General features: G+C 70.7%; 11 protein-coding genes. All 11 read left to right on the top strand.

The annotated features are described in order from the left end of the window. Positions 1-19: 19 nt before the first annotated feature. The 11 genes from B1H55_RS01520 (at position 20) to nagB (ending at position 12,803) form a co-directional block, all read left to right on the top strand. Complete coding sequence (locus B1H55_RS01520) at positions 20-1,654, top strand: ABC transporter substrate-binding protein (protein ID WP_073452322.1); 1,635 nt, start codon at positions 20-22, stop codon at positions 1,652-1,654. A 227-nt stretch (positions 1,655-1,881) separates the two neighbouring features. Then, positions 1,882-2,847: an ABC transporter permease gene (locus B1H55_RS01515; RefSeq protein WP_073452321.1), complete on the top strand. Its 966-nt coding sequence runs from the start codon at positions 1,882-1,884 to the stop codon at positions 2,845-2,847. Then, entirely contained in the window at positions 2,847-4,985 is a 2,139-nt protein-coding gene (locus tag B1H55_RS01510; protein WP_077239960.1) for a dipeptide/oligopeptide/nickel ABC transporter permease/ATP-binding protein, read from the top strand. The genes B1H55_RS01515 and B1H55_RS01510 overlap by 1 nt, the downstream gene beginning before the upstream one ends. Continuing rightward, positions 4,985-5,833, top strand: a complete 849-nt coding sequence (locus B1H55_RS01505; RefSeq protein ID WP_080461529.1) for an ATP-binding cassette domain-containing protein — start codon at positions 4,985-4,987, stop codon at positions 5,831-5,833. Before B1H55_RS01510 ends, B1H55_RS01505 begins: the two co-directional genes overlap by 1 nt. A 53-nt stretch (positions 5,834-5,886) precedes the next feature. Next, positions 5,887-6,807, top strand: coding sequence for a dihydrodipicolinate synthase family protein (locus B1H55_RS01500; RefSeq protein ID WP_077239961.1), 921 nt, complete (start codon positions 5,887-5,889; stop codon positions 6,805-6,807). A 107-nt stretch (positions 6,808-6,914) separates the two neighbouring features. Next, positions 6,915-7,961, top strand: coding sequence for an ROK family protein (locus B1H55_RS01495; RefSeq protein ID WP_077239962.1), 1,047 nt, complete (start codon positions 6,915-6,917; stop codon positions 7,959-7,961). Between the two features lie 89 nt (positions 7,962-8,050). Further along, entirely contained in the window at positions 8,051-8,782 is a 732-nt protein-coding gene (locus B1H55_RS01490; protein WP_077239963.1) for an N-acetylmannosamine-6-phosphate 2-epimerase, read from the top strand. Between the two features lie 202 nt (positions 8,783-8,984). Beyond that, positions 8,985-9,269 (top strand): HU family DNA-binding protein, encoded by a 285-nt coding sequence (locus B1H55_RS01485; RefSeq protein WP_073452310.1) that lies wholly within the window; start codon positions 8,985-8,987, stop codon positions 9,267-9,269. Positions 9,270-9,440: 171 nt separating this feature from the next. Then, entirely contained in the window at positions 9,441-10,223 is a 783-nt protein-coding gene (locus B1H55_RS01480) for an ABC transporter ATP-binding protein (protein ID WP_307190086.1), read from the top strand. Next, positions 10,199-11,917, top strand: a complete 1,719-nt coding sequence (locus B1H55_RS01475; RefSeq protein WP_077239964.1) for a transporter — start codon at positions 10,199-10,201, stop codon at positions 11,915-11,917. The genes B1H55_RS01480 and B1H55_RS01475 overlap by 25 nt, the downstream gene beginning before the upstream one ends. 142 nt (positions 11,918-12,059) lie before the next feature. Then, positions 12,060-12,803 (top strand): glucosamine-6-phosphate deaminase, encoded by a 744-nt coding sequence (gene nagB, locus B1H55_RS01470; protein WP_077239965.1) that lies wholly within the window; start codon positions 12,060-12,062, stop codon positions 12,801-12,803. Positions 12,804-12,851: the final 48 nt, after the last annotated feature.

Genomic DNA, 12,851 nt, shown 5'->3' with positions numbered 1-12,851 from the left:
GATCTTCAGGAGTCCATCAATGGCGATTTCACTTCCCCGCGCTTCCCGGCGCGACTTCATCAAGATCAGCTCCACCATGGGCCTGGCCGCCGGCATCGCGGCGACGCTCGCCGCCTGCGGTGGTGGGACCGCCAAGAAGTCCAGCACTGGCGCTGGCTCCTCGGCCGCCCCCGATGTCGAGGTGACCAACAAGGACGGCGTCATCACCGCCGGCATCTCCTACGAGCTCGGCACCAACGGCTACGACCCGATGACGACGACGTCGGCCCTGACCGTCGCCGCCAACTGGCACACCATGGAGGGCCTGACCGAGATCCACCCCGCCACCCGCGAGTGCTACCCGGCCCTCGGCGCCGCGCTGCCCGCCAAGGTCAGTGACACGAGCTACGAGGTCGCCCTGCGCGACGGCGCCGTCTTCTCCGACGGCACCGCCGTCACCGTGGAGGACGTCGTCTTCTCCTTCGAGCGGGTCCTCAACCCGGACAACAAGTCCCTGTACGCCTCCTTCCTCCCCTTCCTCGACAAGGTGGAGAAGAAGGACGACAAGACCGTCACCCTCACGCTCAAGTACCCCTTCTCGCTGGTCGCCGAGCGCGTCGCCGTGGTCAAGATCGTCCCGAAGGCCGTCGTCGAGGCCGATGCGAAGGCCTTCGACCAGATGCCCGTGGGCACCGGCCCCTACGTCATGAAGGACAACGGCGCCGCGTCCAAGACCGTCGTCTTCGAGCGCAACGACAAGTACAACGGCCCCAAGCCCGCCCTGGCCAAGTCCATGACCTGGCAGGTCCTGCCCGATGACACCACGCGCACCAACGCGATGAGCAACGGCACCGTCCAGGCGATCGACGCCGTGCCCGCCGCCCAGCTCACCGCCATGTCCGCCCCGGTCAAGGTCAGCGCAGAGCAGGGCTTCGGCCTCCTGTTCGCGATGTTCAACTGCGGCTCCGAGCCCATGAAGGAGGTCAAGAACCGCCAGGCGATCCTCTACGCCCTCGACTACGCGTCGATCTGCAAGAACGGCATGGCCGGCCTGGCCACCCCGGCCACCTGCTTCGTCCAGAAGGAGCACCCCGCCTACCGCGCCGCCAAGGTCGACTACTCCACCGGCGGCGTCGAGAAGGCCAAGGCCCTCCTGGCCGAGACCGGCCTGAAGACCGTGCGCCTGCTGTGCTCCGACCACGGCTGGTTCTCCTCGGTCCGCCCCATCATCAAGGAGAACCTCGAGGCCGCGGGCCTGACGGTCACCTATGAGGAGAAGAAGTCCGCCGACGTCTACAACACCATCGACGGCAAGCCCGACGCCTATGACATCGTCATCGCGCCCGGCGACCCCTCGGTGTTCGGCAATGACGCGGACCTTCTCCTGCGCTGGTGGTACTCCGGCGACACCTGGATCGACGAGCGCATGCACTGGAAGGGCCAGGAGTCGCAGACCAAGGTCCAGGAGATGCTGGACGCCGCTGTGCAGAAGACGGGTGACGAGCAGGTCGCGGCCTGGCAGGAGGTCTTCGACACCATCTCCGAGGTCGTGCCGCTCTACCCGATCTTCCACCGCAAGACTCCCACGGCCTGGAATGGCGACACCCTGGTCAACTTCAAGCCGATCACCCTGACCGGCCTGTCCTTCACCGGGGTCGGCTCGAACAACAGCTGAGTCCCGTGGGCTCATCCGCCTGAGGCGCGCGCGGCGCTCTTCCGCTCGTCGGGGGAGCGCCGCGCCGCGATTGGCGGGATCGCCGCCGATTTGCCATCGAACATCAGACGTCAGACAATATATCTGTGGTCGCCCGACCGACCCCTCGCGCCCCATGAGCGCCGGGGCGGGTCGGCAGGCCAATCACCGCCCACCCGGGCGGGACACCGAAGCAAAGGAGCACTCCAGTGTCCAACCTCATCCGCCTGATCGGACGGCGTCTTCTGGCGCTGCCCGTCATGGTGCTGGGTGTGACGCTGCTCGTCTTCGTCGTCATGTCGTTCTCCTCGGCAGACCCCGCGCGCCTGGCGCTGGGCGAGGCGGCATCGGCGGAGGCCCTCGAGCAGTACCGGATCGACCACCACCTCAACGACCCCCTCCTGACCAGGTTCTGGGACTACCTCGTCGGTCTCGTCCACGGCGACCTCGGCCAGAGCTTCACCGGCGTCGACATCAGCCGACTCATCTCGGACGCCTTCCCCATCACTCTCCAGCTCACCCTCATCGGCCTGGCCGTGGCGATCATCGTCGCCGCGATCCTCGGTGTCGTCGCGGCCCTGTACCGCGACCGCTGGCCCGACCAGATCATCCGCGTCGTCTCCATCGCCTGCCTGGCCACCCCCTCCTTCTGGTTGGCGCTGCTGCTCATCCAGTGGCTCACCGATGTGCCCGGGGGAGCGGGGATCTTCCCGGCGCTCATCACCGACTGGGTCCACTTCTCCGACGACCCCGGCGAGTACGTCCGCCAGGTGTTCCTGCCGGCCCTGGCCATCGCCGTACCCAACATCGGCTCGCTCACCCGGGTCGTGCGCACCGCCATGGTCGAGGAGCTCGACCGCGACTACGTGCGCACCGCCATCGGCGCCGGCATCCCCAAGCGCGTCGTCGTGGCGCGCAACGTCCTGCGCAACGCGCTCATCACCCCGCTGACGGTTCTGGGCCTGCGCGTGGGCTACTCGATGGGCGGCGCCGTCGTCATCGAGATCATCTTCAACATCAAGGGCATGGGCCAGCTCATCCTCGATGGCATCACCCGCAACGAGGTCAACATCGTTCAGGGCGTCTCGATCACTGTCGCGCTGGCGTTCATCGTCATCAACATCATCGTCGACATGCTCTACGTCCTCGTCAACCCGCGAATCAGGAGCGTCTGATGCTGCACCGCCGCACACTCGACAAGGCCGCCAAGCCCGGCCTGCGCTTCCAGGGCTGGAAGGCCCTGCCGCTCGGCTCCAAGATCGCCGTCGTCGTCCTTCTCGCGATCGTGCTCATGGGGATCCTCGCCCCGGTCATCGCCACCTACAACCCCTCCGCCACGGGTCTCGCCGAGGGAACCACCTATCAGGAGGGCATCGGCGAGATCACCACGGTCACCGTGGCCCCCAATGGGGAGCAGTTCTTCGGCACCGACAAGACCGGGCGCGACGTCTTCTCCCGCGTCGTCTACGGCTCGCGCGTCTCCATCGTCGTCGGCCTGTCCGCCACGGCCCTCGCCCTGGCCGTCGCCGTGGTCCTGGGCGCCATCGCCGCCACCGCGCGCAAGTGGCTCTCCGAGATCCTCATGCGCTTCCTGGACATCCTCATGTCCTTCCCGGGCATCGCCCTGGCGGCCGTGCTCGTCTCCGCCCTGTCGCAGAGCCTGCCGATGCTCCCGGTGATCATCGTGTCGATCGCCATCCTCTACATCCCGCAGCTCACCCGCGTCGTGCGCGCCAACATCCTGTCCCAGTTCGGGGAGGACTACGTGGCGGCCTCCAAGGTCATGGGGGCCTCCGTGCCCTGGATCCTGGCCAAGCACGTCGCCCGCAACTGCATCGCCCCGATCATGGTCTTCGCCACTGTGCTCGTGGCCGACGCGATCGTCTTCGAGGCCTCGCTGTCCTTCATCGGCGCGGGCATCAAGTCCGTCAACACCCCCACCTGGGGCAACATGCTCTCCGAGGGCAAGGAGCTCCTCCTGCAGGGGGCCTGGTGGCCGACCTTCTTCCCCGGCCTCATGATCCTCATCACCACCCTGTGCCTCAATGTCCTGTCCGAGGGCCTCACCGACGCCATGGCCTCGCCGCGCATCCGCCGCAAGGTCGACGTCCAGGCCGATGAGGAGGCCATGGAGGCCGTCGAGACCGCCAAGGCCTGGGACGAGGCCGGCGCCGCCGTCGAGGCCCACGCCTCGGTGCCCGCCGGCGCCGCCGAGGGCGGGGAGATGAGCAGCCTCACCGGGATCGTCGAGCCGGCCGCCGAGGACGTGCCGCTGGCCGAGCGCCTCCGGCAACTGGCGGTCGCCGAGCGCGAGCGCGGCGATCGTCTCGTCTACACCGACACGGGGGCCGCCCCGGTCCTGGAGGTCAAGAACCTGTCCATCGCCTTCCCCGCCCAGCACGGGGAGGTCAACATCGTCGACGACGTCTCCTTCTCGGTGCGCCCAGGGGAGACGATGGGCCTGGTCGGCGAGTCCGGCTGCGGCAAGTCGATCTCCTCGATGGCCGTCATGGGGCTGCTCCCCCCGACCGCCCGCATCACCGGCGAGATCCTGTTCAAGGGCAAGAACATCCTCGAGATGACGCCCGAGCAGCACAATGCCCTGCGCGGCCATGAGATGAGCATGATCTACCAGGACGCCCTGTCGTCCCTCAACCCCTCCATGCTCATCAGCGCCCAGATGAAGCAGCTCACCTCCCGCGGGGGAAAACGCACCGCCACCGAGCTCCTCGAGCTCGTGGGACTCGACCCCGAGCGCACCCTGAAGAGCTACCCCCACGAGCTCTCCGGCGGACAGCGCCAGCGCGTCCTCATCGCCATGGCACTGACCCGCGACCCCAGCCTCGTCCTGGCCGACGAGCCCACCACCGCTCTGGACGTCACCGTCCAGAAGCAGGTCGTCGACCTCCTCAACGACCTGCGCGAGAAGCTCGGCTTCGCGATGGTGTTCGTCTCCCACGACCTGGCGCTGGTCGCCAAGCTCGCCCACCGGATCACCGTCATGTACGCCGGCCAGGTGGTCGAGCAGGCCGAGACCACCGAGCTCCTGGTCAACCCGACCCACGAGTACACCCGGGGCCTGCTCGGCGCCGTTCTGTCCATCGAGGCGGGCTCCAACCGCCTCCACCAGGTCCGCGGCACCGTGCCCAGCCCCTCGGAGTTCGTCTCCGGCGACCGCTTCGCGCCGCGCTCCTCCCACCCCACCGTGGGCCTCGAGACCCGCCCCACCCTCAAGCCGGTCGATGGCAACCCGGACCACGTCTTCGCCATCACGCCCGAGCTCGAGGCGATCCTCGCGAAGGAGGCCCACTGATGGCCGCACGCACATCCCCCCGTGGCACCGCCGACGGCGCCCCCGGCGCCTGGACCGAGGCCGATCCCGTGATCGAGTTGAGGAACGCGCACGTCATCCACACCTCGCGCACCGGCAGCCTGTTCAAGCCCGACACCGTCCATGCCGTCAACGACGTGTCCCTGACGGTGCGCCGCGGCGAGACCCTCGGGCTCGTGGGCGAGTCCGGCTGCGGCAAGTCGACGACGGCGCGCGTCATGGTCGGCCTGCAGCCCCTGACGAAGGGCGAGGTCTACTTCAAGGGCAAGCGGATCGGCCACTCGGCCGCGGACCGCAAGGCCCTGGGCCGCTCGGTGTCCGTGGTCTTCCAGGACCCCGCCACCGCGCTCAACCCGCGCATGATCGTGCACGACACGCTCATCGATCCGCTCAACGTCCACGGCATCGGCAGCCCCAAGGAGCGCGAGGCCCGCGTGCGCGACCTCCTGCACCTCGTGGGCCTGCCGCCCAGCGCCCTGGACGTCCTGCCACGCCAGATCTCCGGCGGGCAGCGACAGCGCGTGGCCATCGCCCGCGCCCTGGCCCTGGATCCCGACATCATCGTGGCCGACGAGCCCACCTCCGCCCTCGACGTCTCCGTGCGGGCCCAGGTGCTCAACCTCCTCCAGGACCTCAAGGCCACCCTCGGCCTGGGCCTGGTGTTCATCAGCCACGACATCAACACCGTCCGCTACGTCTCGGACAGGATCGCCGTCATGTACTACGGCCGGATCCTCGAGATGAGCCCGACGGCGGAGATCTTCAACAACCCCCAGGAGAACTACACGAGGACGCTGCTGTCCGCCGTGCCGTCCCTCCTCGAGGGCTGAGCGCGCCGCGCCCACTGCCCGCCCCCATCCCAGCAATCAGGAAGAGAACCTCCATGGACACCCGCTTCACCGGCGTCATCCCACCGGTCATCACCCCCTTCACCGTCGGCGGCGACGTCGACTACGAGGACCTCGACAAGATCATCGACCACCTCATCGACGGCGGCATGCACGGCCTGTTCGTCCTCGGCTCCTCCGGCGAGGTCGCCTACCTCACCGACGCCGAGCGCGATGAGATCGTCAAGAGGACCGTCGCCCGCGCCGCCGGCCGGGTGCCGGTGCTGGCCGGCGCCATCGACACCACCGCCAAGCGCGTCATCGAGCACGCCAAGCGCGCCGAGGCCCTGGGCGCCGACGGCATCGTCGCGACCTGCCCCTTCTACGCCATCAACGATGAGGAGGAGTTCGCCGCCCACTTCCGGGCCATCGCTGCGGCGATCTCGATCCCCGTCTTCGCCTATGACGTCCCCGTGCGCCTGGGCGGCAAGAAGCTCTCCCGTGACCTGCTCGTGCGCCTGGGATCCGAGGGCGTCATCGCCGGCGTCAAGGACTCCTCCGGCGACGACGTCGGCTTCCGCCGCCTCGTGGCCGCCAACGAGAGGGCCGGTCATCCCCTGGCCCTCCTGTCCGGCCACGAGCTCATGGTCGACGGCATGCTCCTGCTGGGCGCCGACGGCTTCGTCCCCGGCTACGGCAACGTCGAGCCGCGCCCCTACCGGGAGATGTGGGACGCCTCCCGCGAGGGCGACTGGCCCCGCGTGCGCGCCATCCAGGACAGGATCGCCGCCGACTTCGAGACCGTCTTCGCCGTCAAGGGCCGCTCCGGCGACGCCACCGGCATCGGCGCCTTCAAGACCGCCATGGTCGAGCTCGGCATCATCAAGGCCAACCACATGGCCTTCCCGATCAAGCCCCTCGAGGGCGCCAACAAGGAGGCCGTCGTGGCCATCATGAAGGAGGAGGGCCTCATCTGAGGCCCGCACGGTCCGGGCCGGACGCCGCGCCCGGCCCGGACCGCCCCCATTTCCGCACCCCCATCGCATCCTCACTGCGCCGCCCTGCCGGCAGCGAAAGGAATCCCATGGCCTCCACCGACGCCGGCGGCGCGACGGTCGCCTCCCACGCGCCCAGGACCACCGGCGGCGCGGGCGCCCCGGTCGTCGTCGGACTCGACCTGGGCGGCACCAAGATGGCGGCCGCACTCGTGGGCGCCGACGGCCGGCTGCTCGGTCCCGTCTCCTCCATCCCCACCCCCGCCCACGAGGGGCCTGACGCCATGCTCGACGCCATCGCCGCCCTCATCGTGGAGGTCGCGCGCGAGGGCGGCGCCGGCAGCGCCCGAGGAGCGGGCGCCATCGGCGGGCCCGCGACCATCGACGCGGTGGGCATCGGCACCGCCGGCGTCGTCGACGTCGAGCGCGGCGAGATCGTCTCGGCCACGGACGCCATCACCGACTGGGCGGGCACCCGCGTCGCGCGGGGCGTTCAGGCCCGTCTTGAGGCCGAGGGCCTGGGGCGCCTGCCCATCCACGTTGAGAACGACGTCGACGCCTACGCGGCCGGGGAGGCCTGGCTCGGCGCCGGGCGCGAGACCCGCTGCGCCCTCATGGTGGCCGTGGGCACCGGCGTGGGCGGCTCCGTCCTCCTCGACGGCGTCCCCCTGCGCGGCGCCCATCACGTCGCCGGGGAGATCGGCCACATGCCCTCGGGGCTCGCCGCGGGGGAGACCTGCACCTGCGGTCGCCCCGGCCACCTCGAGCCCATCGCCGCGGGCCCCCAGATCCACCGCCGCTACCTCGCCGCCGGGGGCGACCCCGCGGCCGTCAACGCCCACGACGTCGAGAGGCGCGCCCAGGCGGGAGACGAGCTCGCCGCGCGCGTCTACCGGGATGCCGCCGTCGCCCTCGCCCAGGCCATCGCCGGCGTCGCCACTGTCCTGGACCCCGAGCGCGTCATCATCTCCGGCGGCCTGGCCAGGGCCGGCGAGCTGTGGTGGGCGCCGCTGTGCGAGGCCTTCTCCGCCGAGGTCATCGGGCCCCTGGCCGGCATCGAGATCGTCCCCGCCGAGCTCGGCACCACCGCCCCCATCATCGGCGCCGCCCGGGGCGCTCTCGCCCTCATCGGCTGAGCGCCGGCGAAGCACCGGACCACTGCCGGCCCGCCGTCGGCCCACTGCCGCGCCGCATCCCATTTCCCGCCCACGAAAGAAGGCCCGTCATGACCGCCACGAATGAGACCAACAACCGCCAGGCCATCCTCGATCGCCTCGAGGGGGGCCTCATCGCCTCCGCCCAGGCCTACCCCGGCGAGCCCATGCGCGACCCCCGCACCATGGACGAGGTCGCCCAGGCCTGCGTGGCCGGGGGCGCCGTCGGCATCCGCGCCCAGGGCCTGGCCGACCTCGCCCTCATCAACCAGCACGTGGACGTCCCCGTCATCGGGCTGTGGAAGGACGGGCACGACGGCGTCTTCATCACCCCCACCCTCACCCACGCCGTCGCCGTGGCCGCCACCGGCAGTCAGATCGTGGCCCTCGATGGCACCCGGCGCCCCCGGCCCGATGGGCTCACGCTGGCCCGGACCGTCGAGGGACTGCGCGCCGCCCGCCCGGGGACCCTCATCATGGCCGACTGCGGATCGGCCGACGACGCCCGCGCGGCGCAGGACGCCGGCGTCGACATCCTGGGCACCACCCTGGCCGGGTACACCGGTGAGCGCCCCAAGACCGATGGCCCCGACCTCGAGCTCGTCGACGAGATCGTCGGCTTCGCCTCCCTGCCGCTCGTCGTCGAGGGACGGGTCCACACCCCGGCCCAGGCCGCCTCGGCGATGGAGCACGGCGCCTTCGCCGTCGTCGTCGGTACCGCGATCACCCATCCCACCACGATCACGTCCTGGTTCGTCAGCGCCGTCGGGCGCCCTGGCGGGGGCGGTGACGCCGCCGCCTGAGAGCTCCAAGCGGACTCCCAGGTGAGAGGCCATAACGATGCCGGTGTGGTCGATGTGATTCGTGGGATGATTGAGGCGCTGATCTGGTGTGTCACACGCCGAAAATCGGCTCAGCAACTGACAAAACGCTTCACTTGCGCATAGCGTTGCGGCCAGTGGCACCACCCAACCGAGGTGCCGCTCCACGACCGAGAGGCAAGACATGTCCGTCAACCGCACCGAGCTCATCGCGGCCATCGCCGCCAAGACCAGCCTGAAGAAGACCGAGGCCGATGCCTTCCTCGCTGCCTTCCAGGACGTTCTCGTGGAGAGTGTCTCGAAGGGTGAGGCTGTCAAGATCACGGGCCTGATGGGCGTGGAGCGCGTCAAGCGCGCTGCCCGCACTGGCCGCAACCCCCGCACCGGTGAGGAGATTCAGATCCCCGCGGGCTACGGCGTGAAGCTGACCGTGGGCTCGGCCCTCAAGAAGGCCGTCGCCGACAACTGAGCCCGGCCGAGGGCGGAGGGCGCCGCGGCGCCCCTCGACCGCCCGCACGCCCCGGGGGTGCGCTACCGAGACGGTGGCGCACCCCTTCTCGTCGCTCCGGGGGAGGAGGCTCTGGCCGTCTCGTCCGGGCGAACGAGGAACGGCGATCCCCCTCCCCTCTAACCTGGGGGTATGAGCCAGACGACTCCCGGGATCCCCCCGGCGCTCCTCATGGAGGGGCTGTGCAAGGCATTCGGGCAGAAGGTCGCCGTCAACATGCTCGGCCTGTCGATCCCGACGGGCTCCATCTACGGCGTCGTCGGCCCCAATGGCGCGGGCAAGACCACGACGCTGTCCATGTCCACCGGCCTGTTGCGCCCCGACGCCGGGCGCGCCCTCGTCCACGGCATCGACGTGTGGGAGGACCCCGCCGCCGCGAAGTCGCGCCTCGGCGTGCTCCCCGATGGACTGCGCACCTTCGACCGCCTCAACGGTCTCGAGCTCGTCACCTACTCGGGGCTGCTGCGCGGCATGGACCGCGACGTCGTCATCGAGCGGGCGACCGAGCTGCTCCACGTCCTGGAGCTGTGGGACGCGGGCAAGACCCTCGTGGCCGACTACTCCGCGGGGATGCGCAAGAAGGCGCACCTGGCCTGCGCCCTCGTCCATTCGCCCTCCGTGCTCGTCCTCGATGAGCCCTTCGAGTCCGTCGACCCCGTCGCGGCGCGCACGATCCAGGCGATCCTGCGCGACTTCGCGGCGACCGGGGGCACTGTCGTCATCTCCAGCCATGTCATGGCGACCGTCCAGCGCTTCTGCACCCACGTGGGCGTCATCGGCGCCGGCCGGGTCCTGGCCTCGGGCACCATCGACGAGGTCGCCGCGGGGGAGGACCTCGACACCCGATTCGCCCAGCTCGTGGGCGGCCCGACGACGACGGAGGGGCTGTCATGGCTGCGACCCTCATCCGCCTGAGGTGGAGGCTCACGCTCAACGCCGTCACGCGCAGCGCCTGGACGACGATCGCCGCCGTCCTCGGCGCGCTGTGGGCCCTCACGGCGCTGAGCTGGGTGATCCCCGGAGCCGTGCTCCTCGCCGCCGGGATGGGGACGGATGACGCCGCCCTCGTCCTCGGCGCGATCGGCGCGCTGGTGGTCCTGGGGTGGATGCTCATCCCCCTGCTCGTGGCGGGCGTGGACTCCACCCTCGACCCCCGGGCCATGGCGGTGTGGATCACGCCCTCGCGGCGCCTGGCCATCGGATTGGCCGCCGCCGGTGCGCTCGGGCTTCCGGGGATCATCACCGGTGGCGTCCTCCTCATGCCCGTCATCACATGGCTGGTGGCGGGCGAATGGCCCGCCGCCCTGCTCGCGGCGCTCATGGCGCCGGTGGCACTGGCCACCTGCGTCCTCCTGTCGCGGGTCCTGGCCATCGGCCTCGGCGTCCCGACGACGCGGCGCGGGCGGGACACGGCCGGGGTGATCGCCGTCGTCCTCGTCATGGGAGGGGTGCTCCTCCTCAATGCCGTCAACGCGCTCGCCGATCGCGCTCAAGGGATCTCCCTCGACGGCCTGCGCACGATCGCGCGGGCGCTCGGGGCCTCCCCCCTGGGATGGGCGCTGGCCGCGCCCGGGGCGATGGCGCAGGGGAGGGTCGGGATCGCTCTCGTCCAGGCCCTGGGCGCCGTCGTCCTCGCCGCCCTCCTCGTCCCGCTCTGGGAGCGCGTCATGGCGCGAGTCATGACGGGGCCCGCCCGGAGCACGGGACGCGCCGGGGCCTACGCCCCGAGGGCGCCCCGCGGTGGGGCCCTCGATTCCGGGGCGGCGGCGCGGGCGGCGGTGGACGCGCTGACCTGGCACAGGCGCCTGGCGCGGATCATGCCCTCCCCGGCGGCCGCCGTCGCCGCCCGGTGCCTGCGGTACTGGCGCGCCGATCCCCGCTATCTCGCCCAGTTGGTCAGCCTGGTCGTCCTGCCGGTGGCGATGGTGGCGGCAGGCCGCATCCACGGCGCGGCGGCGGCCTCGAACTCCGGGCGAGCCGCCTCGTTCGGCATATTCCCGATGATCGTGACCGCCCTCCTCGTGGCGCTCATCGCCGGCTGGTCGCTCCACGACGATCTCGCCTACGACTCCACCGCCCTGTGGTCGCATATCAGCGCCGGCCTGAGCGGGCGCGATGACCGCCTCGGGCGCCTCGCGGCGGCTCTCCTGTGGCAGGTCCCCGTCCTGACGGGAACGCTCGGCGTCCTGGCCCTGTGGGCGGGGCGCTGGGAGGCGGTGCCGCCCCTGCTCGGTGCAATGGCCTCGCTGCACGGCGCGGCACTGGCGTGGTCCTGCACGGCGAGCGTTGTCATCGTCTACGAGGTCAACGCCCCGGGGGAGAGCCCCCTGAAGTCGCGGACCTCGGGCACGATCCTCATCGCGGCGCTCGAGCAGACGGCGGGCCTGCTCGTCGTCGTGCTCTGCAGCGCGCCGGTATGGGGCGCGATGATCGCGGTGGCCTCGGCGGGCGCGTGGGCCTGGGGCTGGGCGGTGCTCCTGGCGGGAGTGGCCTGGGGCTGCGCCTGCGCGGCCGGGGGTGTCGTCGTCGGCGGGAGGCTCCTGGACCGGCGGGAGGCCGCGGTCCTGGCCACGATCTCGTCGTGGCCGGGGCACATGGAGGTGCGTTGAGCGAGAGGAGGAGTAAAGACGACTGGATGACTTCTAATGATCGGATGCTCTATGATTCACTCATGAGCGCGCAGACGTTATTCCGTTCGTCTCGTCCATCTCATCCACCCCGCCACTGACCGAGCACATTCGAGGAGCAGCCATGGAGCTCATCGTCCTGGACACCCCCGAGGCCATCGCCGATCGCGCCGCCGACGCGATCGAGGAGTTGCTGACCGCCAAGCCGGATGCCGTCCTGGGCACCGCCACCGGCTCCAGCCCCCTGCCCCTCTACGACGAGCTCGTCCGCCGCTGCGCCGCCGGACGCCTGTCCTTCGCAGGGGTCACCGGCTTCATGCTCGACGAGTACGTGGGCCTGCCCGAGGGGCACCCCGAGCGCTACGCCACCTTCATGGAGCGCCACCTGCGCTCCCGCGTCGACATGCGCCCCGGCGCCCTCCACGGCCCGGACGCCCTGGCCGACGACCTCCAGGCCGCCTGCGCCGATTACGAGCGCCAGATGGCGCGGGCTGGCTACTGCGACCTGCAGATCCTGGGCATCGGCTCCGACGGGCACATCGCCTTCAACGAGCCCGGCGGGCCGCTGGACTCGCCCACGCACGTCGATGTCCTCACCGAGCAGACCCGCCGTGACAACGCCCGCTTCTTCGACGGCGATGTCGACGCCGTTCCCACCCACTGCATCACCCAGGGACTGGGCACCATCATGAAGGCCCGCAGGCTCGTCCTCATCGCCACCGGGGCCGGCAAGGCCGAGGCCATCCGCCAGCTCGTCGAGGGCGAGGTCAGCGCCGAGTGGCCCTGCACCGTCATGCAGAACCACCCCGACGCCCTCGTCCTGGTCGACCCCGCCGCCGCCTCCCGCCTCACCGCCACCCGCCCCTGATCGGGGGAGGGGCGGGGCGAGTTATCGCACAGGCCACCGGCTCGGAGC

Origin of the sequence: Actinomyces denticolens (assembly GCF_002072185.1) — a bacterium.
GTDB lineage: Bacteria > Actinomycetota > Actinomycetes > Actinomycetales > Actinomycetaceae > Actinomyces > Actinomyces denticolens.
Note: the sequence above shows the minus strand (reverse complement) of the source record. Positions and strands in the feature narration are given on the sequence as shown.

Bases quoted from the DNA above. Each gene is read 5' to 3' on its own strand.
- B1H55_RS01485 (WP_073452310.1), top strand. From the start codon at position 8,985: ATGTCCGTCAACCGCACCGAGCTCATCGCGGCCATCGCCGCCAAGACC.
- B1H55_RS01520 (WP_073452322.1), top strand. From the start codon at position 20: ATGGCGATTTCACTTCCCCGCGCTTCCCGGCGCGACTTCATCAAGATC.
- B1H55_RS01500 (WP_077239961.1), top strand. From the start codon at position 5,887: ATGGACACCCGCTTCACCGGCGTCATCCCACCGGTCATCACCCCCTTC.
- B1H55_RS01480 (WP_307190086.1), top strand. From the start codon at position 9,441: ATGAGCCAGACGACTCCCGGGATCCCCCCGGCGCTCCTCATGGAGGGG.
- nagB (WP_077239965.1), top strand. From the start codon at position 12,060: ATGGAGCTCATCGTCCTGGACACCCCCGAGGCCATCGCCGATCGCGCC.
- B1H55_RS01490 (WP_077239963.1), top strand. From the start codon at position 8,051: ATGACCGCCACGAATGAGACCAACAACCGCCAGGCCATCCTCGATCGC.
- B1H55_RS01510 (WP_077239960.1), top strand. From the start codon at position 2,847: ATGCTGCACCGCCGCACACTCGACAAGGCCGCCAAGCCCGGCCTGCGC.
- B1H55_RS01495 (WP_077239962.1), top strand. From the start codon at position 6,915: ATGGCCTCCACCGACGCCGGCGGCGCGACGGTCGCCTCCCACGCGCCC.
- B1H55_RS01505 (WP_080461529.1), top strand. From the start codon at position 4,985: ATGGCCGCACGCACATCCCCCCGTGGCACCGCCGACGGCGCCCCCGGC.
- B1H55_RS01475 (WP_077239964.1), top strand. From the start codon at position 10,199: ATGGCTGCGACCCTCATCCGCCTGAGGTGGAGGCTCACGCTCAACGCC.